The organism is Pelotalea chapellei (assembly GCF_018531195.1).
Taxonomy (GTDB): domain Bacteria; phylum Desulfobacterota; class Desulfuromonadia; order Geobacterales; family Pseudopelobacteraceae; genus Pelotalea; species Pelotalea chapellei.
This window is the reverse complement of the sequence record NZ_JAHDYS010000019.1, coordinates 15087-35834: the sequence shown is the minus strand read 5'-3', so window position 1 is coordinate 35834 and position 20748 is coordinate 15087. Positions and strand designations below refer to the sequence as shown.

Genomic DNA, 20748 nt, shown 5'->3' with positions numbered 1-20748 from the left:
CTAGAAGGGGCGTCCCATAGGTGATCCGCCACCGCCCTGCTTCTTCTTGCCGTCTCCTCCTCCCTGCTGTTCAACGACCACTTCATCCCCTTCCTTGAGCGCCCCTTCGGCAAGTTCGATGCCGGTATTGTTGGAGATACCTGTCTTGATCGGCACCGCTACCGGTTTGTTGTCTTTGAGAATATACACCTGCTGACCTTTGCCCCTGCGCATTCCTTTAGCCTGTTCAGATGCCGGCGCTCCCTGGCGCTTCACTTCGGGCTGCGCAGCCTCTTTTGTTTTAGGCTTGAAACGCAGTGCCACAGGCGGCAGCTTGAGAACATCCTCCTTTACAGCAACCTGGATTGAAACATTGGCAGTCATGCCGGGTAACAGCTTGAGGTCCGTATTATCCACATTAACCACGACAACGTAGGTAACGACATTCTGGGTTACAACCGGTGCGCTGCGGATTTGCACCACTCTGCCCTGGAATGTCTGCTCCGGATAGGCATCCACGGTGAATGTGGCTTTCTGATCAAGCTTGATGCGGCTGATATCAGCTTCATCGACACTGACTTCGATCTGCATCTTGGTGAGATCCTGGGCAATGGTAAACAAGGTGGGAGTCTGGAACGAGGCAGCCACGGTCTGTCCCACATCAACGGCGCGGGAAATAACAACTCCGTCCACTGGAGACCTGATTACCGAGAACCGCAGATTGGTGCGGGACTGCATCAGAGATCCCCGTGTTTGAGCAACACTCCCCTCGGCAGCCCTCAATCCGGCCTGCGCAGCCTGGTATGCCGTTTCAGCCACATCAAAATCACCCTGGGAAATGATGCCTTCTGCAAGAAGCTTCTTGTTACGTGCCAGTGTACGTTCAGCGTCGGCCAGAGTTACCTTTGCCTTCTGCTGGTTGGCCTGCGCGCTCAAGTAATTTCCCTGCGACTGCTCGACCGAGGCATTAAACAGAGAAGGATCTATTTCGGCAATCGCCTGCCCTTTTTTCACCCGGGAGTTGTAGTCGACATACAGCTTCTGGATAGTACCCGAAACCTGAGTACCCACCTGTACAGTTTTCACCGCGCTCAGATTACCGGTAGCTGAAACAGTGGAGACAATGGTCCCACGCTCAATTCTGGCGGTCTTGTAGGTTATCTCGGGGGTGCGTTTCCAGTAGACTACAGCGGCTATGCCGGCCACGACCAATACCGCTGCTGAAATAAGCAGAATTTTCTTTTTCATGAAACTCTCTTAAGAGATGGGAATATAGTGAAATCAGTCACAAATGATACCGGAACTGCTCCCAAAAAAAAAGCCCTAGTCCGCAGACTGGGGCTTTTTCGTGGTGTGCCCGCCGCCGCTATGCGGCGGGCCAACTAGGGCAACCCTCTTTACAGTGGGAAACCGGACGAATTCTAAATCTTTCTGTCCACATAATCAGGGTCTCCTTTCGTTGGATTTCCAGCTTCAACAGGACAATTTTTATCTTAAAGCAATTCAAACGATTGTCAATTGAAATTTTCACTCCATCCTTCCGGCCCAAGCTCTGCCGCGGCTTGACATGCCGCTGGTTTCGGACTACAAAAGCAGGGTTTAAAACTGTCATTTTTCTTAATAATTTCACTTACGATGGAGCCGCACATGTCAGCACAGGTACATTTTGTTGGAGCCGGCCCGGGAGCGGCTGATCTCATAACTCTCCGTGGGCGGCACCTCCTGCGAAATGCGGACATTGTCATATTTGCCGGCAGCCTGGTCGACCGCAAGCTGGTGGAATGCCACGCCTCAACTGCCCTTATATACGATTCTGCCGGAATGACACTCGGTGAGGTCATCGAAGTCATCATGGATGCCGTTGCCTCAGGCAAGAGTGTCGTCCGCCTCCATACCGGCGATCCCTCCATATATGGCGCTATCCAGGAGCAGATGGAAGCGCTTGACGAGCTGGGAGTCGAATATGCTGTTGTCCCCGGCGTCACAAGCGCCTTTGCCGCTGCTGCAGCTCTCAAGCAGGAATTGACTCTTCCTGAAGTTTCCCAGACCGTCATTTTCACCCGCATGGAGGGACGCACACCTGTGCCGGAGGCAGAACAGCTCCACAAGATTGCCGCTCTGGGAGCCACCCTCGTAATTTACCTTTCCGTCAGCATGATCGAAGACGTGGTTGAACAGCTTTTGCGAGGCGCCTATACACCTGAAACCGCTGCTGCCATTGTCAGCAAGGCGTCATGGGAAGATGAACAGATCCTCCGGGGCTGCCTGGCAGACATCGTGCACAAGGTGCACGAGGCGGGCATCGACCGACAAGCGCTGATCATTGTCGGTGATGTGTTGGCAGCCAGACGAGAAGGGCTCAAAGCAAAATCGATGCTGTACGATGGAAGCTTTGCCCATGGTTTCAGAGGCATAGTTACCTGACATGCGCCTGGCCGTGATCGCCATAACCCGTAATGGCGCCAAACTGGGTCGAAAGCTGCAGGAAGGGCTGCCAGAAATCGAACTGCATATCGCGAAACGCTACGCCGGCCACTCCGGTAACCGTCGTTTCCTGTTCGAGCCCGGCGACCTGAAACAGCTGGTCACCAGCTTATGGCAGCGGATGGATGGCCTGATCTTCATAATGGCCAGCGGCATCGTGGTGCGCATGATCGCACCACACCTGAAGTCAAAAGAGTGCGACCCTGCCATTGTAGTCATGGATGATGCTGCTCATTTTTCAATTTCCCTGCTTTCAGGGCACCTGGGAGGCGCTAATGAACTGGCTGAGCGCTGCGCCTTCCTCAGCGGAGCCCGGCCGGTCATAACCACCGCCACGGATGCCAATGACCTGCCCTCCTTTGACATGCTGGCCAAAGACCAGGGTTGGGTGATCGATGATATATCCCGTGTCAAGACTCTCAACCGCCTGCTGCTGGATGGGGAGGAAATCGCTGTAGTTGACCCAAGCGGGACGACCCGCAGCTGGTTCCATGGCCGAGGCAAGCTCACCTTCCACGAAACTTTTGCAAAAGCCTTGAGCAGTGCGGCCCAAGGGATACTTTTCGTTACCAATCGCTATATCCCACCCCAGACCATGACCGAGAGCCTGCTGATCCTGCGCCCCAGGAACCTTGTGCTCGGCATCGGCTGCAACCGCAATACACCTGCTGAAGAGATCGAAGCCTGTGTGGCTACCAACCTGAAGCGCATCCTGCTTTCACCCAAAAGCATCTGCTGTGTCGCCACGGCTGAGGCCAAGCGTGATGAGCCGGGACTGGTTGCTTATGCCGCCCTGCTCGGGGTCCCTCTCCTTTTTTACTCCAGTGAGCAACTTAATCAGGTTGTAGCCCCCACCCCACCCTCAGCCCATGTCATGTCCGCCATTGGAGCCTACGGCGTTGCCGAACCGGCAGCAATGCTCGCCTCTGGTGAAGGACCGCTGCTCTTGAAAAAAATCAAGTCCACCAATGTCACACTGGCGGTGGCAGAACTCAGTGAGGGAATTCATGTCTGATATACCTGCCAAGCCATTGATTGCCATTACCATGGGTGACCCCTGCGGAGTCGGCCCGGAGATAATCGTCAAGGCACTGCAGCAGCCTACGACGTTTGAGAGCTGTATCCCTTTTGTAATTGGTGATAGAGGTGCCATGGAGCGAGCTATCAAAGTGTGCGGCTCAGCTCTCATGCTGCATGAAATCAAGGCTTCCGAGGATGCCGGCCGAGTTCCAGCCGGAAGCATTGCACTTCTGCCGCTATCACAACTCGCGCAAGAAGACTTACAATATGGCTCTCCTACAACCGCTGCCGGAGAGGCGGTTTATGGCTACATCCGCGCAGCTGCCCGCTTGTGCCTGGAGCAAAAGGTGGCAGCCATGGTTACCGCACCCATTAATAAGGAGTCCTTAAATCGTGCCGGTCACGATTATCCAGGGCATACCGAACTTCTGGCTGAACTGTGTAGAACCGATGATTTCGTGATGATGCTGGCCGGCACGGTACTGCGTGTCAGCCTGGTCACCATTCATGAAGCACTTGCTGATGTCCCCGCACTGGTGACATTTGAGAAGGTACTGAAGACCATTCGTGTAACAAGGGACGGAGTACGGAGGCTTACGGCCAAGGCCGATCCGGTTCTTGCCGTGCTAGCGCTCAACCCGCACTGCGGCGAAGGGGGCATGTTCGGTAGTCATGAGCGGGATGTGATTACTCCGGCCATCGAGGCAGCCCGCAAAGAAGGAATTAATGCCCTTGGCCCTCTTTCGGCGGACACTCTCTTTCACTTTGCCCAACAGGGCACCTATGATGGAGTGGTGGCCATGTATCACGATCAGGGACTGATTCCTCTCAAAATGCTGCACTTTGATGACGGCGTCAACATTACCCTCGGCTTGCCGATCGTCCGAACCTCGGTTGATCATGGAACGGCCTACGATCTTGCGGGAACTGGACGGGCATCGGAACAAAGCCTTTTGGCGGCCATCAGCATGGCCGTAGGAATGGCCGGAAACCCAGCCTGAATTGCGGATATCCATCCCAGCACAGAGAGGCAGCACAACCTCATCTAGTTGTTGACAAAAAAACTGTTCTTTCGTATTGTCTGCGACACAAACCTGCTTATCTAGAGTGGTGGAGGGAAAGGCCCTGCGAAACCACAGCAACCGGTCCACGGGGACGTCAGGTGCTAATTCCTGCCGTAAGGCAAAGATGAGAGGGTGCGCTGTAACCAAGTCGTTTCAGCCCCTTCTCATACTATGTGAAGGGGCTTTTTCATGTCAGTCGGCATTGTCAAGGAACAGACCGTAACCTTTGATCAGGGCATCAAGCTTGACAGTGGCAGGATACTCGCTCCCATCACCCTTGCCTATGAAACCTATGGAACCCTCAACCCTGCTGCCTCCAATGCCATCCTCGTCGGACATGCCTGGACCGGAAGTGCCCACCTTGCCGGAAAGCTCAATGCCGAAGATTCGAAGCCGGGCTGGTGGGATGCCATCGTCGGCCCGGGACGCCTGCTGGATACCGACAAATACTTCATCATCTGTTCCAACGTAATCGGTTCCTGCTTCGGTTCCACCGGCCCGGCTTCAATAAATCCCAAGACCGGAAAACGCTATAACCTCTCTTTTCCGGTTATAACCGCTCGCGACATGGTGCGTGCCCAGAAAATGCTGGTAGAAACCCTTGGCATCGACAGACTGCTATGCGTCATGGGGGGCAGCATGGGGGGCATGCAGGCCCTTGAGTGGGCAACCCAATATCCCGATGCTATCGGTTCGGCTATCATACTGGCATCAACTCCACAACCTTCTCCACAGGCCATAGCCTTGAATGCCGTGGCTCGCTGGGCCATCTTCAATGATCCCACCTGGCGCAAGGGGGAATACAAGCACAACCCCAAGGATGGACTTGCCCTTGCGCGCGGTATCGGGCACATCACCTTCCTCTCGGATGAGTCGATGAACGCCAAGTTCGGACGGCGCTTCTCCGCCCGGGATGGCCAATTTGACTTTTTCGGACAGTTCGAGATCGAGCGCTATTTGAACTATAACGGCTACAACTTTGTGGACCGTTTCGATGCGAACTCCTTCCTCTATCTTGCCAAAGCCTTGGACCTGTACGATGTTACCTGGGGCTACGAATCAATGGCAGATGCTTTCAGCCAGGTAAAAGCTCCGCTACAGTTCTTCGCCTTTACCTCTGATTGGCTCTATCCCCCTTATCAGACCGAACAGATGGTCACCTGCCTGGAGGAACTCGGCAAACCTGTGGAATATCACTTGATCACTTCTGCCTATGGACACGATGCCTTTCTGCTGGAGCACGAGACATTTGCTCCCATGGTCAGGGCCTTCCTGGCCGGCGTTGCCGACAAAGAAGGAAACTGAAAATGTCAGAACTGCGTAATGAACTACAGAAAAACGAACTGTTCCGGAAGCTGCGGCACAATGTGGGCAAAGCTGTGGCTGACTTTGGCCTGATAGAGGAGGGGGATCGGGTAGCAGTGGCTGTCTCAGGAGGGAAGGATTCCTATACGATGCTGCTACTGCTGGAGGAACTGCGGCGGCGTGCGCCGATCAAGTTTGATATCGTTGCAGTCACCATAGATTCTGGCTACCGCGGGTTCCGCACCGACATCATCGAAAAATTTGTTAGCGAGCAGGGGATCGAGCATCATCTGGAAAAGACGACTCATTTTGACATTATTTCCGAAAAACGCCGCCCCGGCTCATCCTACTGCTCGATCTGTGCGCGCCTCAAAAGGGGTGTGCTCTATGGACTGACCTCGCAGCTCGGCTGCAACAAACTGGCTCTGGGGCATCACAGCGATGACTTCATAGAGACTCTGCTGCTGAACCAGTTTTTCGTTGGCTCACTAAAAGCCATGTCAGCCCGCATGCTGGCCGACAATGGAGAGACAACTGTAATACGCCCACTGGTCTATGCGACCGAAGCTGATATCATCCGGTTCTCGCATGAAAACAGATTACCTGTGGTCTGCTGCTGCTGCCCTGTCTGCGGAAAGGCGGACATACAACGCAAACGGATGAAAAATCTGCTGAAAGAGCTGGAGAAGGAAATTCCACACATCAAGAACAGCATGCTGAAGGCACTCTCAAATGTGCATCCCCGCCATCTTCTTGATACACGGCTTGCGGCCGAGTTCCCGACTACGACCTGTTCTGATGCTTCTGGCACGCCGCGGAAACAGGACTGAAATATCTTCCAGCAGCTCCATCGCCGCAACATACCCTCCATAGACAACAACCACCAGCCCCAGCAAAACAATTGGTTCCATACCAACCTCCATTCCTTTTTCTAAAAGGTAGCACAGAGGTTTGACAGGATATGTCGCAAGCCACATCAATAAACAAACGCAAAGGAGAAATTATATCTGGTTTACGAATATGGAGGTTCTTGATTAAAAAGAAGTAAATCAGGTAAACGGGAAGGAATGTGACAGGATGAAATGGTGTAGTACTGCAGAGAAATCATATCACTTCAAAACTGGAAAAGAGAGAATCTCTACGGTTCCCCACGTTCGCCTTCACTTGAAAGCATGACCAAATCAACGCGCCTGTTCCTGGCACGTCCTTCTGAAGTGTCGTTGCTAGCGAGGGGACGGAATTCAGCATAGCCAGTGGCTGATATGGTTTCAGGATCTACATCGAAGTGCTTAAGCAGATATTTAAGTCCGTTGGTGGCTCGGGCAGTAGAAAGTTCCCAGTTTGAAGGGAATTGCCCTGTACTGATTGGCATATTGTCGGTATGCCCCTCAAGCCGTAAAGGGTTGTTGTATTGGGTTACTACCTCTGAGATCGTATTAATCAGTTCATAGGCATCGGGACGGATATTCGCCTGACCTGAATTAAAAAAACCTGCTTCCTTCAGACTGACAATCAGACCTCGGCGGGTAATGGTGAGGCTGACTTTATGCTGAGCGCCTTGCTTAACCAGGTATGCTTCTATGGTTGATTTGATCTGGCGGAAATCTTTTTCTTCAGCACGAGTCCTTGTTTGTCCTCGAGCAGCTCGAGAACCGGCTACAATAGATATCTGCGGCTTGATGGCAGGAATGACAGACATTTGCTGGGAGGGAATAACATTAATTTTCGGCGCTGGGGCACTGGATTGAATCATGCCGAAAGATTGTTGAATGGACTGCATCACTTCTTCCGTTTTTTTCTTGTCGCTCTGGGACATCGCATACAAGGTCACAAAGACGGCAAACAGGAGTGTAATGAAGTCTGCGTAGGAAACGAGCCAGCGCTCGTGGTTGACATGCTTTTCAGGTTGTTTTTTCAGTGCCATGGCAGGATCAGTGGCCACCCCCCACGTAGGCCTTCAGCTTCTGTTCGATGAAATGCGGGTTCTCGCCGTTCTGGATGGCAATCAAACCCTCCAGGATCATGACTCGACGGAGCATCTCCTCTTTCATGCGAATCTTCAGCTTGGTACCAATGGGCAGGCAGATGATATTGGCGACCATCAGACCGTAGATGGTGGCAACAAAGGCTACGGCGATACCGGCACCGAGTTTGGAAGTATCGGAAAGGTTACTCATGACGTGAATCAGTCCAAGAACGGCACCGATTATACCGATGGTGGGTGAAAATCCACCAGCGGCTTCGTAAAACTCGATGCTATGCTTGCTGTGATCCTCATAGGCCATGATGTCAGCTTCCAGAGTTTCACGCAATTTCTGAGGATCGATGCCGTCGACCACCAGAGAAATTCCCTTTTTTATGAAGCCGTCCTTGGCAGACTGTGCTTCCTGTTCCAAAGAGATCAGGCCGTTCCTGCGTGCTTTTGTAGCATAGTTAATAATGTCCTTTACCACCGCTTCATGATCAACCTTTGGAGGCAGAAAAGCTATTTTCACATCCTTGAAAGCCTGAATAATTGCAGGAAGCGGAAAACATATAAAGGTAGCGCCAAATGTACCACCCAGAACAATCAGGGCAGCAGTGGGCTGAATAAGGGCGGAGAGATGCAAGCCTTCAAGGAAGGCGCCGCCAAAAACGGCGCCAAACCCCATGAGCAAGCCTATAACGGTTGCTAAATCCATACTCTAGTGATCCTGACTGTGAAATGGCGAAGAGAGCGGCGTGTCCCGATCGAGAGGACAGAGATCTTTATTTAATGTTCTGCTGCGAAACTGTTTTTTCCTATGCCGGGCGAAGTGCTTTTTGACGGGTGGCTGGGAACGACGTGAGACCTGCGCTCGAAACGCTATAATCTTACTGATAATCACCTTAGCGGATTCTCGAACGATAAAGTGATGACCGTTAAACAGAGTGATCACAGTATCAGGAGTTTCCTCAATGCTTACAATGTGGTCAGGATTGAGATAGGTCTGCTGTTTATCCAAACGTGTCAAAAAAATCATATTTTTTACCTATGAAGGCAGTGATTACCTGAACTATAAATAGCAAAAACAGCTGTGGGTCAAGAACTTTTTACCATTTAAAATTAATTAATTAGACGCATTAAAGAATGGCATCTATTGTTTCAAAATCGATATAGCGTTCAGCGATTGAATTAATCAGGTCAATCTTCTCCTTATCCTCAGGACCTATTTTTGAAACATGCTCCCGTAGCAGATGAAAGACTTCAGAAGAGGTTTCCATAATACGAATATAGGGAATCCCACTATCTTCCAATATCTGCTGTGTAATTCGGGACATCGGGGCATGACCACTGATGATCAAACCTGCAAGTTTCTGTTTGAAAGCCGGAATCTGGTGCAGAGATGATGCAGTCACAATCAGTTCATCACGTGAACTTGTGACAATCAGGAGGGTGGAATCTTCCAGGTGATCAATAACTCTCTGTGATGAAGCAGCCCCCAACTGGATTGTATGGCAGATACGTGTGCCTTCCTCAGGTGTGCCCATTAAGGGAAGCCCCAGCACATCGGCTACATGATTGAGGGTGGGATGAGCCAAAACTGGAGAATAGTCAAAAGCACTGGTTACAATCAGTCCCTTGTTAGCAAAAGATTTCCGCAAATAGGTAAGTGAACGTTCTTTTTTCTCCGCCACCAGTTTGTTCACCATTATGAAACGGACATCGGCTTTTGATTCCCGGTATAGAGCAAGATTAAGCTCAACAGCGTCGATGACGCTTCCAATACCGCCAACAGCTACCATCAGCACCGGCGCCTCGACCAGGGAGGCAATGCAGGCATTGTTCATACCGACAACCGACCCGACCCCTCCGTGACCAGCCCCTTCTATAATCAAAAAATCATTTTTTTTCTCAAGCTCTCGGACAGCTTTAAGTATCACTTCACGGGGATATTCTGATGCGATTTCGCCGTCAAGAAAACGGCGGGTGGATCCGGAGGTCAACGTCATGGGAGACATGAGATGAGCATCTTCATGTAAACCATACACTCCGGAGATCATGGCAGCATCCATGTCCATTGTCAGTCCACGATACTGAATACATTTGGGACCTAAAGGTTTGATGAAACCAACACGCTCATACTGCTTCCTCGCAAGGTGCATCAATGAAAGACTGATGGTCGTCTTGCCGCAGTGCTGTCCGGTAGCTCCAATAAAAATTTTCTTGCACATACAGGCCTCCCGTCAAAGTCTTATGTTACCCATGCATCTCTTTGCAAAGTTCCAGATATTGCTCTTCACCGGAATGAAAACGAAGAAAGCGAACTCCCATGCCGCTTTTTTTTACGAGATGGAACATGTTCTGGGGTACTTTTTTTGCCCACATAACCCGTGCATCCAGCACCACCGGAACGTCTCCGACTGAAAACTGGATCCTGATCACGGCATTGGGGGGAGCTACATTGGGGGTCTTGATGAACATACCGCCCATGGAAATATCCTCTGTAAAGGCTACTCGAGAAGCCTCTCCAATACCAAAATGAATCGACAATCGTTTTTTGTGCCTTTTTATATCTCTTTTATCAGCCACCAAAAACTCCTTACCGTCCACAAGCAAGTGAAATTGCAGGGACTATATCATAAATCGGATAGAGGGGTAGAAAATTTGTCAAAGGCCAAACGCAGTGTCCCGGCAGCCGCAGAAACGCTGACAAAACCATTGACAGGTTACCCTCAATCATCTAGTTTAACTGAAGAAACGCTGGGGGAGTTCCGACTGAGAACAGCCATGATGGCTGTGACCCTTAGTACCTGATCCGGGTAATGCCGGCGTAGGGAAGCGCAATGGGTACCATGTTCAAGCCGCTTCCGCGGCTTTTTTATTTTGGAGACCAAACAATGCAGATCGTAATCAACGGTGATCAAAAAGAGATACAAGACGGCAGCACTGTTGCCGATCTTCTGGAACTGCTGCAAATTGGCCGCGAACGGGTGGCGGTAGAAGTGAACATGGATATAGTCCCCAAGGCTGTCTACGACACATACGTCCTGACCAATGGGAACCAAGTGGAAATTGTCCATTTTGTCGGCGGTGGATAGATCAGGTGCTGCTTAATCCAATGCCATCGAATGCAGCAGAGCACCATTAGTCAGAAAAAAGGAGAGAGTAATGCCAGTTTCCAGTGATACTTTGAAGATAGCCGGCCGCGAGTTCAGCTCCCGATTAATGGTGGGAACGGGTAAATATACAAGCTTCGAGCAGATGGTTCAGGCTTTGGAAATATCGGGAGCAGAGATTATCACTGTTGCCGTACGACGCGTCAACATCAGTGATCGCAATAAAGAATCATTACTGGATTATATTGATCCGAAGAAATACACCCTGCTGCCTAATACCGCCGGATGTTACACTGCCGATGATGCGATACGCACCTGTCGACTGGCACGCGAAGCGGGTTTGTCGGACTTTGTCAAACTGGAAGTACTGGGGGATGAAAAAACGCTTTTCCCGGACAATGAAGAGCTGCTCAAAGCGGCAAAAATCCTTGTAAATGAAGGTTTCACCGTACTCCCCTATTGCAGTGACGATGTAATCCTCTGCAAGAAACTGGAAGATATCGGTTGCGCGGCGGTCATGCCACTGGGCGCTCCAATCGGCAGCGGATTGGGAATTCGCAACCCCTATAACATCCGAATCATCCTTGAAAACGTTAGCGTCCCGGTAATCGTTGATGCCGGTGTAGGGGCTGCCTCGGATGCTGCCATCGCCATGGAACTTGGTTGTGCCGGCGTGCTGATGAATACGGCTATTGCCGGAGCGCAGAATCCAGTCGCCATGGCAGAGGCCATGAAACTTGCTGTAACAGCTGGTCGGCTTTCCTATCTTGCCGGCCGGATTCCTCGTAAACTCTATGCTAATGCATCCAGCCCCTTGGATGGAATGATTTCCTGATGACTGATGCTTGACTTCACTCTGTATCTGATTACCGATCGATCTGCAACAACGGCAGGAAGGGACCTTCCTGCCGTTGTTGCAGATGCCCTGGCCGGGGGGGTGCGTGCAGTACAACTGCGGGAGAAGGATCTTTCTTCACGGCAACTGCTCGACCTGGCTCTCACCCTGCGACATCTGACCAGAACACATTGCAGCCGGTTGCTGATCAATGACCGGATTGACATTGCGCTGGCGTCAGGGGCAGACGGAGTTCATATCGGAGCAGGCAGTATACCTGTGATCGATGCCCGCAGGCTGTTGGGGCCGGAAGCACTGATCGGGTATTCTGCACATTCAGTGGCCGAAGCACTACAGGCAGAAAAGGAGGGCGCCAGCTTTGTTACTTTTGGCCCGGTCTACCCTACCCCCTCCAAAGCCTGTTACGGCAAGCCACTTGGACTGGCAAAACTGGCCGATGCTGCACACTCCCTGACAATTCCGGTCTTTGCCTTGGGGGGGATCAAGCAACCTTCTATCGCGGCAACCATGACAACTGGCTGCCATGGCGTCGCAGTTATAAGCGCCATCATTTCAGCAGAAAAACCCGAGGATGCCGCCAGCAGCATCATCACCATCCTGAATAGAGCATCATGAACCAAGCCTTTCCTGATAATCTACACCCCCACCTCCGTATTAACTCCTACGGCAACTACCTGCGTCGCCGTTTTGGCTGCAGGATCAGCAAGGTCAACGTTGATGCCGGCTTCACCTGTCCCAATCGGGACGGCAGCAAAGGTGTCGGTGGCTGCATCTATTGCAACAATGTCTCGTTTTCCCCCAAGGACACCAAAGCCGTTATTCCCATGGAAGAACAGATGGCTCACGGCATGGCCTACCATCGACAGCGCCTCAGCTCGGACAAGTTCATCGTCTATTTTCAGAAATACACCAATACCTATGCCTCGGTTGACCTTTTGGCCGATCTGTACCACCGCGCCCTGTCACACCCTGATGTAATCGGCATCTCCGTAGGCACCCGTCCCGACTCACTGACGGATGAAGCCCTGGAGCTGCTGACAGACATTGCTCGCACGCACTATGTCTGCCTGGAACTGGGGCTGCAATCCATGGATGACGCCATCCTCTCCCGCATCAACCGGGGACATACGCTTCAGGATTTCATTAATACAGTCAATAGAATAGCTGACCGGAACATGGATATCTGCAGCCATCTGATCTATGGCTTTCCGGGGGAGAAGGCGGAAGATTTTTTGAAGACCGCCGATCTGATCGCTTCCCTGCCAATCAACTCGATCAAGCTTCATCAACTGCATGCGGTGGAGGGGACTCAGTTGGCGGAAATGTTTCGACGCGGGCAATTCGTCCCATTGACACTGCAGGACTATGTGAGCACAGCTGCGGATTTTTTGGAACTACTGCCGGCGAGGGTCGCAGTGCAACGCCTGTATGGCTCTGCACCACTGAACATCAGTGTTGCCCCCAGATGGGGTTTGAAGAATAATCAGATGTGGTATGCCGTGATCAACGAATTGGAACGGCGTGGCTCGTGGCAAGGATGCCGTACCGACAGGTGTGAGTAACTTGTTTTACTCCGCAATGACATAACGGTTCTTGCCGTCCCGTTTGGCCTGCTGAAGCGCCTTATCAGCACTGAAAACGCATTCATGGATATTCTGGGAGGGATCGTACCCCCGAACTCCAATGCTGACCGTAACCCAGATCCCCGGCTTCTGCGCCTTGAATTCGGTCATGGTTATTGATTCAAGTACCTTACGGGCAACAGCCTCTGCACCTTCCCTGCGTGTTTCCGGCAATAGAATCAGGAATTCATCCCCGCCCCAACGGGCGCAGACATCCTCACTGCGCACACCTCCTCTCAACACCCTGGCAAGTTCTACCAGCACGTCATCGCCGATATTATAGCCATGTACATCGTTAATATGCCTGAAGTTATCAATATTCAGCAGCAATGCGCAAAAAATCCTCTGGTGCCGATTTGCGCGACTTGCTTCACGTTCAATCCGTTCCATCATATCGCGGCGATTCACCAGGCCGGTCATGCCGTCAACCCTGCCAGTCAGATCAAGTGAGCGGACCAAGTTAACCAGTTCCGATTTCAATTGTTCATGTTCCGCGGCAAGTCTGGCTGAACGTTGTTCAATATTCTTGTACATCCCGAACAGCCGTTTGAATTGAGGCAAGAGCGGGTTACTGTTATCCAGGCGACTGGCAACAATATCAGCAAGCAACCTAGCTTCGTCCTCTGCAGCCATATTTTCTGTTTTGGGTTCATTCATCATGCAATCCACCGCCTCCAGAATAATTGTCACCGCCACGATAACTACAAAGAATGTTCCTCTCCAGCCAACAAAAACACACTATTAAAGGATTACAAATTATTGTCAAAGCCTAAAGCATCATTTCCCACACAATTTCCTTTTTGCGAATCCTCCTGCAATGCTATAGTAACTGCCCCGTATTTCAGCCCGGCCCGCAGAGACCATCTTTAAGGAGCAATCACATGTCAGCAATTCGCGTTCGTTTCGCGCCCAGCCCCACCGGCTACCTCCATGTGGGAGGTGCCCGTACAGCCTTGTTCAACTGGCTTCTGGCCAGAAAAACAGGCGGCACATTCATCCTGCGTATTGAAGACACCGATGTGGAGCGCTCTACCCAGGAATCTGTAGATGCCATTTTGCAGGGAATGGAATGGCTGGGCCTTGACTGGGACGAAGGCCCTTTCTTCCAGTCCAGCAACTTCCCATTGTACAAACAATATGTCCAGCAACTGCTGGATGACGGTAAAGCGTATCGCTGCTATTGCACTGTTGAAGAGCTTGATGCCAAACGCGAACAGGCCATGAAGGAAGGGCGCAAACCCAAGTATGACGGTACCTGCCGGGATCGTGACACTGCGCCCGTTGATCGCCCCTTTGTAGTCCGTTTCCGGGCACCCCATGAAGGAGCGACCTCCTTTGACGACCAGATCAAGGGTGTAATCAGCTTTCCTAATGAAGAACTTGATGATCTGATCATCCAGCGCAGTGATGGCACCCCTACCTACAATTTCTGCGTGGTTATTGACGATGCCATTATGAAAATCACAACCGTTATTCGAGGGGACGATCACGTCAACAACACACCACGCCAGGTTCAACTCTACGAAGCTCTGGGATTTCCAGTTCCGCAGTTTGCCCACGTGCCGATGATCCTGGGAAGCGACAAGGCTCGCCTCTCAAAACGTCATGGAGCCACAAGCGTCATCGCCTACCGCGATATGGGTTTTCTCCCCGAAGCGCTGACCAATTATCTGGTTCGCCTCGGCTGGAGTCATGGCGACGACGAGATCTTCAGCCGCGAGGAGATGGTAGCAAAGTTTGATATTGCCAACGTAGGCCGCTCAGCCAGCGTGTTCAGCCCGGACAAACTGCTCTGGCTCAATGCGCATTACATCAAAACAGGTGATCCACAACGTCTGGCCGAACTGCTGACACCATTTCTAAAGGAGCGGGGAGTTGATCCTGCTGCTGGTGGCCCTGCTCTGGCCTCAGCCATCACCACATTGCAGGAGCGCGCCCGGACAATGATAGAAATGGCTGATGCTGCCTTGTTTTATTACATTGCACCTGTAACCTATGATGAAGCCGGCATGGCTAAATTCGGGCAGGAACATTTACTGGCAGTCTATTCGGCAGTGATCACAAAACTGGCAACATCCACAGCAGCAACCGCCGCAGAATACGATCTGCTTTTCAAGGAAATCTGCACGGAGCAGAGCTGGAAAATGCCCCAGGTCGGCCAACCGGTGCGCATCGCCCTTTCCGGAAGCACCCAGGCTCCGGGCATAGGTGAAATAATCGCAACGTTAGGCAGGGAAGAGACTCTTCAACGAATGGAGGATGCCCGTCGGTTTGTTGCAGGTCGATCTTAGGTTTAGGATTAAATTTGCTCTTTTGCTGATAGGATCAAATTTTATGATACATTTGTTCTTACATTTAAGCCGGCTTACCAAGTAAAGCCTTTACGCTTGACATGCAAAAATTAATCTGTATTATTTTGCGCCTTTAAGGCGACCACTGAATACCAAATGGAGTAACCATGGCAACAAAACCTGTAAAAAAATGGGGTGAGATAAGTGAGATCCTTCAGCAGATTAAGGCGGACACCCTCAAGGAAATAAACAAGACACTTAAAAACGGTACCGAGACGCTTGTGATCGGCGAACCGAGCGGCGATATTTATGACCAGGCATCGTCAGAACGCGACCGCGAACTGGGACTGCTGCTGGGCGACCGCGAGCGGGAAAAATTGCATAGCATCGATGAAGCGCTTCTGCGCATTGCAGAGGACGAGTATGGAATCTGCGAAGAGTGCGAAGAAGAAATCCCTCTGGGCCGCTTGAAAGCCATGCCCTTTGCGCGTCACTGCGTAAAATGCAAGTCAGACCTGGAAAAACTGCAGGCACAGACAAAACGTTTTGAAGAAGATCGGGCTTACCGCGAGATACCTTTGGGTGCCGAGGAAGAAGAAGGCTAAGCCTTCCCTCGCCTCAGTGCGGACACCAGCTTCAGCACGAGTCCCCGCTGAACCGTCATTGCATCATGGGGACAAAGTTCCCGACAACACCAGCACCGAATACAGCGTCCTGTTTCAATCGACAGGACGCTGTTTTTTATTGAAATAATGCCCGGTGGACAGGCATCCCGACAAATGCCGCACAGTACACAACGCTGCCTGTCCGGAACAGGTCGGGCAGTGAGATGATGCCGCAGGCTACTCTTCAGGAAATTGGGCAGACCAAACTGCACATCAACCCCAGCAGGGAGCTTGAACGGTCTTTTTGAGAACCGATCCAAACCATCCCCAACAACCTCTACTTCCTCGTGGCGTGCTCCCGCCAACCCCAATATTTCTGCCTCTCGTTCCACATGCAAGAGCGCTGAAGGTATTCCTGCCAATCGACCGGCAACAAAATCCACGGCCACCGGATTGACGCCAGCGATCAATGCATTCAAGGAAATTGGATCACCACTACCCGGCCCATCTCCTTCCATGGCAAGCACACCATCCACAATGTTAAGCACAGGCTTTTTGAGCAAATATATTTCAAGGAGCAGGCGGGCAAAATTCTGGCGTGATGCACCTGCCTTGAGATGCCAGCCCGCCTTTTCGGTCCCCACTACCGCACCAAATAAATTTTTAACAGCACAGGTCATGGTCATCATTTCGTGTGTTTTCAATTTGGGCAGATTGATGATTTTGTCAGCCTCCCAATAAGCCCGTGCCACTGTCAATCGACGGAAAGTCCCATTTCCGGAAAGTTCGATTGTTTCATCAAAAGGGATCAGGGTCGCTCCGCTGTCTCGAACAGACTGTGCTATGCCCGTTCGCTCTGCAACACGCTGGTAACCACCTATACCGGGACTATCCCCCACCAGCACAATCCCCCCCGCCTCACCGACCAGATCGGCTACGACCCTGACCATGGATGGATGGGTGGTCACAGCCTTTTCAGGGATCTTGGCGGCAAGCAGATTGGGTTTGAGCAAAATACGCTCTCCCGGCCTTACAAATGCCTCTATACCCCCCAACGGTTTGAGCAGCGATTCAACTGCCTGTCGCAGCAATTTATAGTCATAGGTATCACAATACCCTATGCTGACTCGCTCAGACATTTTCACCTCTCCTAATGCCGGGTTTTCCGATAAAGTACGATTTCTTCTCGAGTTTACCCACACGGATTCTCGTTTTTATTCATAACCCACACTCCACCATATTTCAATTATGTATAATAACTTACTGCTTTTGGATAGCCTCCCCGACCATGTTACTGGTAAAAAAAATCAGCCGTTGAGAAAAAAAATATTGACTCGAGCAAGAGTAGAATGTATAAACAACTTCTTCGAGCCGCTAGCTCAGTCGGTAGAGCACCTGACTTTTAATCAGGTGGTCGTTGGTTCGACCCCAACGCGGCTCACCATGTCCCCTTCGTCTAGCCCGGCCCAGGACACCGCCCTTTCACGGCGGCGACACCGGTTCAAATCCGGTAGGGGACGCCAAAAATGATAGCCCTTCCGCATTGCGGAAGGGCTTTTTTGGATCTCTCAAAATTTACAACTGTCACATTTGCCATGGGCCAGAAACCGCTTCGGCGGAACAAATGTGACAGATCATGCGTCCCCTTCGTCTAGCCCGGTCAGGACACCGCCCTTTCACGGCGGCGACACCGGTTCAAATCCGGTAGGGGACGCCAATTTCAGAAGGTCACTTTCTTATGGGAAGTGGCCTTTTTTTGTTCTCAAGTGAATCAGAACAGGAGGACCAGCGCATGAAATCCGTGACCAACCACCTTAAAGGGACATTTTTTGCCGGAATGTTCATCATCATCCCCTTCGGAATCACCATCTTCATCCTTAAGTTTCTCTTCAATTTTGCCGACGGCATCCTCGGCAGCCACCTGGATAGATTGGTGGTGCTCTACGGCCACAGCGAAGGGCACATTCCCGGCATGGGCATGATCACCGGCGCGATTGTGATTTACCTGACAGGCCTGGTAGCTACCAATGTACTGGGCAAACGACTGCTGAAACTGGGCGACAAACTGCTGACCCGCATACCGCTTGTAAAATCCATCTACTCCTCAAGCAAGCAGGTGACTAAAGTATTCCGGGAAGGGGGATCGGCCTATCGGCGGGCGGTCTTCGTCGAGTGGCCCCGTACTGGCGTCCGCGCCATTGGATTCGTAACCGGTGAAGCGGAACGAGAAGGAATCCGCTACGTAGTGGTGTATGTACCGACCATGCCCAATCCCATGGCCGGGTTCGCACTCTGGTTCCTGGAGAGCGAGGTATATGAAAGCGGGATGACAGTGGAAGAGGCGGTGAAATACGTAGTATCAGGCGGAATGGTTATTCCAGGGCAGTACGCTCCAAGCGATGGATAGACTTTAGCCAGGCACGCAATTATAATATAATAATGCTGTTACCGGGAAAGCATAGCCAATCAAGGCCGCCGTTCTGGCCGCGCATTTCAAGCACATATGTAATGTGCATCCCAAGCTTTTGCATGCTCATTTCCAAGAGTGTTTCCAGAATTTTCTTCATCCTCACTGCAGTTGTAATTCTCTTTTTCGCCGGTCACGCAGCCGCTGCCGAAAAGTCTCCGCAGGGCGAAAAGAGCCTGCAGGAGATCTATCGCAGGAATTCGGCCAAACTGGAAAAAAACAGCTTCGGTCTTCCTCTCTTTCTGGAGTCTTTCGAGAGTGATAACAGCGTAAATGTCGATGTCTACGGAATCTTCAACTATCCCTTCAGCAGCGTTGTCAGCGTGCTTAAGGTCCCTAGAAACTGGTGCGATATTGTATCCCTTCACCCCAACGTCAAGGCCTGCACGTACAAAGAGATACCGAAATTTGAACAGTTGACCTTTTACGTTGGTCGCAAAGAATATCAACCCCCAGAAGACACCCGCCCAGTCATCTACAATTATCGGATAGCTGATCTACAACAAGGCTATCTTGATATCATTCTCACTACCGATATGGGACCGTTCGGCACCAAGAACCACAAGATGAGGTTCGAGGCCTTGCGCCTGGATGGAGGTAGAACCTTTGTCCACGTCAGCTATGCATACAGCGACAGTGCTGCCCTTCGTCTCGCGGCTAAGGCTTACTTTGCAACCCTCGCTCGAAGCAAGGTTGGTTTCACTGTGACCGGAACGGACCCAAAGGGTAAACCAATATACATTGGCGGTCCTCGAGGGTCTATTGAGCGCAATGCGGTGCGGTACTATTATGCGATCGACGCTTTCATGAGCTCGATGAGTCACCCCGAGCACAGCCGTTTCAGCAGGAGAATCAACGATTGGTACGACATGACAAGCCATTACAAAAAGCAGCTCTACGATCTCAACAAAGAAGATTACCTCTCCTTCAAAACAAAAGAGCAACAGAATCAGCTAACTCTCCAACAGCTAGCCAGCCCTGTCCCACAGTGAGTACTAACAAACCCTACTTACCGGTTCTCTCTATCTGCCAAGCGGCACTTAGAACGGACCCCAGCCAATAATTCTTGCAAGTGCTGACCGGGAAAACCATCTGATGATTGCCCTGCCCCGCCCTTTCAGCTACTATGCCGGAACATTTTTTCACACACCCCAAGGAGCCCCAATGCCTACTGCTACCGCCCGTCATATCCTGGTGAAATCCGAAGCCCACTGCCTGCAACTCAAGGCCCAGATTGAAGCTGGTGCCGATTTCGCAGAAGTTGCCAAAAACAATTCCTCCTGCCCGTCGCGCGCCCAAGGGGGCGACCTCGGTTCTTTCGGCCCAGGCCAGATGGTGAAGGAGTTCGACAAAGTAGTCTTTGGCGATGAATTGCACAAGGTGCTCGGTCCGGTCCAGACCCAGTTCGGCTACCATCTAATAGAGGTCACCAGCCGATCGGGTGAGACAACAGAAAGGCCTCAAGGAATGACCGAACTTGATCAGGCACTGCAGGAACTGCGAGTGGATGCGGCCGACGCCAAACGTCAGTCGAAGTATTACGACCTGTTTCTTAATACAAGCTTTTACGTCCCGACCGTTGATCCGCAAGAGCTTCCTGAAGAATCGGCAGCTGAAGAAGGGCAGGTTCTGCCCCTGATTATCGAATCGGAAGGGAATGACTACCTGATGATTTTTGACACGGAAGAGCGTTTGAAGAACTGGACAAAAAATGAGGTCAAATGGGTGGGAGTGCCGGGACATGTACTCGCCGCCACCACCATGCCGCCGCTCCACCTGGCACTGAACGTCGGCACCGAATACTCCAAACAGTTTGTTCCCGATGAAATCGCCTGGCTACGGGAGGTTGTGGAGCGCTGCAACGAGGCAGCAACAGCTCAGGAGCAGCCGACTATATAGAAATTGGAAGAGAGCATGAAAAAGCAAAAGGCGGCCGATTGGCCGCCTCAAACTGCTGAGCAACTTCGCGACATCCA

The 20748-nt window shown here is 51.5% G+C and carries 22 protein-coding genes, 3 tRNA genes, 1 pseudogene and 2 riboswitches; of the genes and pseudogenes, 18 read left to right on the top strand and 8 right to left on the bottom strand.

Features of this window, described 5'->3' with window-relative positions:
* A complete protein-coding gene (locus KJB30_RS15965; RefSeq protein WP_214301181.1) occupies positions 1-1227 on the bottom strand; it encodes an efflux RND transporter periplasmic adaptor subunit in 1227 nt (408 codons plus the stop codon).
* Positions 1228-1626: 399 nt separating this feature from the next.
* Here KJB30_RS15965 and cobM point away from each other — a divergent pair, with 399 nt between their 5' ends.
* From cobM to ttcA, 5 genes are all read left to right on the top strand, one after another.
* Positions 1627-2403: a precorrin-4 C(11)-methyltransferase gene (cobM, locus tag KJB30_RS15960; RefSeq protein ID WP_214301179.1), complete on the top strand. Its 777-nt coding sequence runs from the start codon at positions 1627-1629 to the stop codon at positions 2401-2403.
* A gap of 1 nt (position 2404) precedes the next feature.
* On the top strand, positions 2405-3478 hold the full coding sequence (locus KJB30_RS15955; protein WP_214301177.1) for a cobalt-precorrin 5A hydrolase: 1074 nt from the start codon (positions 2405-2407) through the stop codon (positions 3476-3478).
* Positions 3471-4484: a 4-hydroxythreonine-4-phosphate dehydrogenase PdxA gene (pdxA, locus tag KJB30_RS15950; RefSeq protein WP_214301175.1), complete on the top strand. Its 1014-nt coding sequence runs from the start codon at positions 3471-3473 to the stop codon at positions 4482-4484. Before KJB30_RS15955 ends, pdxA begins: the two co-directional genes overlap by 8 nt.
* Positions 4485-4578: 94 nt before the next feature.
* Positions 4579-4678: riboswitch (SAM riboswitch) on the top strand.
* A 58-nt stretch (positions 4679-4736) separates the two neighbouring features.
* A complete protein-coding gene (metX, locus tag KJB30_RS15945) occupies positions 4737-5852 on the top strand; it encodes a homoserine O-acetyltransferase MetX (protein ID WP_214301173.1) in 1116 nt (371 codons plus the stop codon).
* A 2-nt stretch (positions 5853-5854) separates the two neighbouring features.
* Entirely contained in the window at positions 5855-6682 is an 828-nt protein-coding gene (gene ttcA / locus KJB30_RS15940) for a tRNA 2-thiocytidine(32) synthetase TtcA (protein ID WP_214301171.1), read from the top strand.
* 308 nt (positions 6683-6990) lie between these two features.
* On the opposite strand, the gene KJB30_RS15935 is transcribed toward ttcA, so the two are convergent.
* The 5 genes from KJB30_RS15935 to KJB30_RS15915 form a co-directional block, all read right to left on the bottom strand.
* Positions 6991-7776: a flagellar motor protein MotB gene (locus KJB30_RS15935; protein ID WP_214301169.1), complete on the bottom strand. Its 786-nt coding sequence runs from the start codon at positions 7774-7776 to the stop codon at positions 6991-6993.
* Positions 7777-7783: 7 nt separating this feature from the next.
* Positions 7784-8533 (bottom strand): flagellar motor protein, encoded by a 750-nt coding sequence (locus KJB30_RS15930; RefSeq protein ID WP_214301167.1) that lies wholly within the window; start codon positions 8531-8533, stop codon positions 7784-7786.
* A 3-nt stretch (positions 8534-8536) separates the two neighbouring features.
* On the bottom strand, positions 8537-8854 hold the full coding sequence (locus KJB30_RS18540; RefSeq protein ID WP_214301165.1) for a flagellar FlbD family protein: 318 nt from the start codon (positions 8852-8854) through the stop codon (positions 8537-8539).
* 100 nt (positions 8855-8954) lie between these two features.
* On the bottom strand, positions 8955-10046 hold the full coding sequence (locus KJB30_RS15920; RefSeq protein ID WP_214301163.1) for an AAA family ATPase: 1092 nt from the start codon (positions 10044-10046) through the stop codon (positions 8955-8957).
* A 25-nt stretch (positions 10047-10071) separates the two neighbouring features.
* Entirely contained in the window at positions 10072-10404 is a 333-nt protein-coding gene (locus KJB30_RS15915) for a PilZ domain-containing protein (protein ID WP_214301161.1), read from the bottom strand.
* A gap of 163 nt (positions 10405-10567) precedes the next feature.
* A riboswitch (TPP riboswitch) is annotated at positions 10568-10669 on the top strand.
* Positions 10670-10712: 43 nt separating this feature from the next.
* Here KJB30_RS15915 and thiS point away from each other — a divergent pair.
* The 4 genes from thiS (at position 10713) to mnmL (ending at position 13349) form a co-directional block, all read left to right on the top strand.
* Positions 10713-10913 (top strand): sulfur carrier protein ThiS, encoded by a 201-nt coding sequence (gene thiS / locus KJB30_RS15910; protein WP_214301159.1) that lies wholly within the window; start codon positions 10713-10715, stop codon positions 10911-10913.
* 70 nt (positions 10914-10983) lie between these two features.
* Positions 10984-11766 carry a thiazole synthase gene (locus KJB30_RS15905; RefSeq protein ID WP_214301157.1) on the top strand — a complete coding sequence of 261 codons (783 nt, stop codon included), beginning with the start codon at positions 10984-10986 and terminating at the stop codon, positions 11764-11766.
* Positions 11767-11772: 6 nt separating this feature from the next.
* Positions 11773-12402: a thiamine phosphate synthase gene (thiE, locus tag KJB30_RS15900; protein ID WP_214301154.1), complete on the top strand. Its 630-nt coding sequence runs from the start codon at positions 11773-11775 to the stop codon at positions 12400-12402.
* Positions 12399-13349, top strand: a complete 951-nt coding sequence (mnmL, locus tag KJB30_RS15895; RefSeq protein WP_214301152.1) for a tRNA modification radical SAM protein MnmL/YtqA — start codon at positions 12399-12401, stop codon at positions 13347-13349. The genes thiE and mnmL overlap by 4 nt, the downstream gene beginning before the upstream one ends.
* A gap of 6 nt (positions 13350-13355) precedes the next feature.
* Here the strand turns inward: mnmL and KJB30_RS15890 are convergent, their stop codons facing one another.
* Positions 13356-13829, bottom strand: a complete 474-nt coding sequence (locus KJB30_RS15890) for a GGDEF domain-containing protein (RefSeq protein ID WP_437179742.1) — start codon at positions 13827-13829, stop codon at positions 13356-13358.
* A gap of 461 nt (positions 13830-14290) precedes the next feature.
* Here KJB30_RS15890 and gltX point away from each other — a divergent pair, with 461 nt between their 5' ends.
* Positions 14291-15700, top strand: coding sequence for a glutamate--tRNA ligase (gltX, locus tag KJB30_RS15885; RefSeq protein WP_214301148.1), 1410 nt, complete (start codon positions 14291-14293; stop codon positions 15698-15700).
* A gap of 167 nt (positions 15701-15867) precedes the next feature.
* Positions 15868-16305 carry a TraR/DksA family transcriptional regulator gene (locus tag KJB30_RS15880; protein ID WP_214301146.1) on the top strand — a complete coding sequence of 146 codons (438 nt, stop codon included), beginning with the start codon at positions 15868-15870 and terminating at the stop codon, positions 16303-16305.
* Here the strand turns inward: KJB30_RS15880 and KJB30_RS15875 are convergent.
* A complete protein-coding gene (locus tag KJB30_RS15875; RefSeq protein WP_214301142.1) occupies positions 16302-17444 on the bottom strand; it encodes a DUF362 domain-containing protein in 1143 nt (380 codons plus the stop codon). The two genes, KJB30_RS15880 and KJB30_RS15875, sit on opposite strands and share 4 nt — an antisense overlap.
* Positions 17445-17673: 229 nt before the next feature.
* On the opposite strand from KJB30_RS15875, the gene KJB30_RS15870 reads away from it, so the two are divergent.
* From KJB30_RS15870 to KJB30_RS18115, 7 genes and pseudogenes are all read left to right on the top strand, one after another.
* Positions 17674-17749, top strand: a tRNA-Lys gene (locus KJB30_RS15870).
* Between the two features lies 1 nt (position 17750).
* Positions 17751-17828 (top strand) — tRNA-Glu (locus tag KJB30_RS15865).
* Positions 17829-17945: 117 nt separating this feature from the next.
* A tRNA-Glu gene (locus tag KJB30_RS15860) sits at positions 17946-18022 on the top strand.
* A gap of 75 nt (positions 18023-18097) precedes the next feature.
* Positions 18098-18712 carry a DUF502 domain-containing protein gene (locus KJB30_RS15855; RefSeq protein WP_214301141.1) on the top strand — a complete coding sequence of 205 codons (615 nt, stop codon included), beginning with the start codon at positions 18098-18100 and terminating at the stop codon, positions 18710-18712.
* Positions 18713-18834: 122 nt separating this feature from the next.
* Positions 18835-19764, top strand: a complete 930-nt coding sequence (locus KJB30_RS15850; protein WP_214301140.1) for a hypothetical protein — start codon at positions 18835-18837, stop codon at positions 19762-19764.
* A gap of 172 nt (positions 19765-19936) precedes the next feature.
* A pseudogene (locus tag KJB30_RS18120) lies at positions 19937-20209 on the top strand (peptidylprolyl isomerase); the annotation flags it as partial.
* A gap of 30 nt (positions 20210-20239) precedes the next feature.
* Positions 20240-20671 (top strand): SseB family protein, encoded by a 432-nt coding sequence (locus KJB30_RS18115; protein WP_246545749.1) that lies wholly within the window; start codon positions 20240-20242, stop codon positions 20669-20671.
* Positions 20672-20748: the final 77 nt, after the last annotated feature.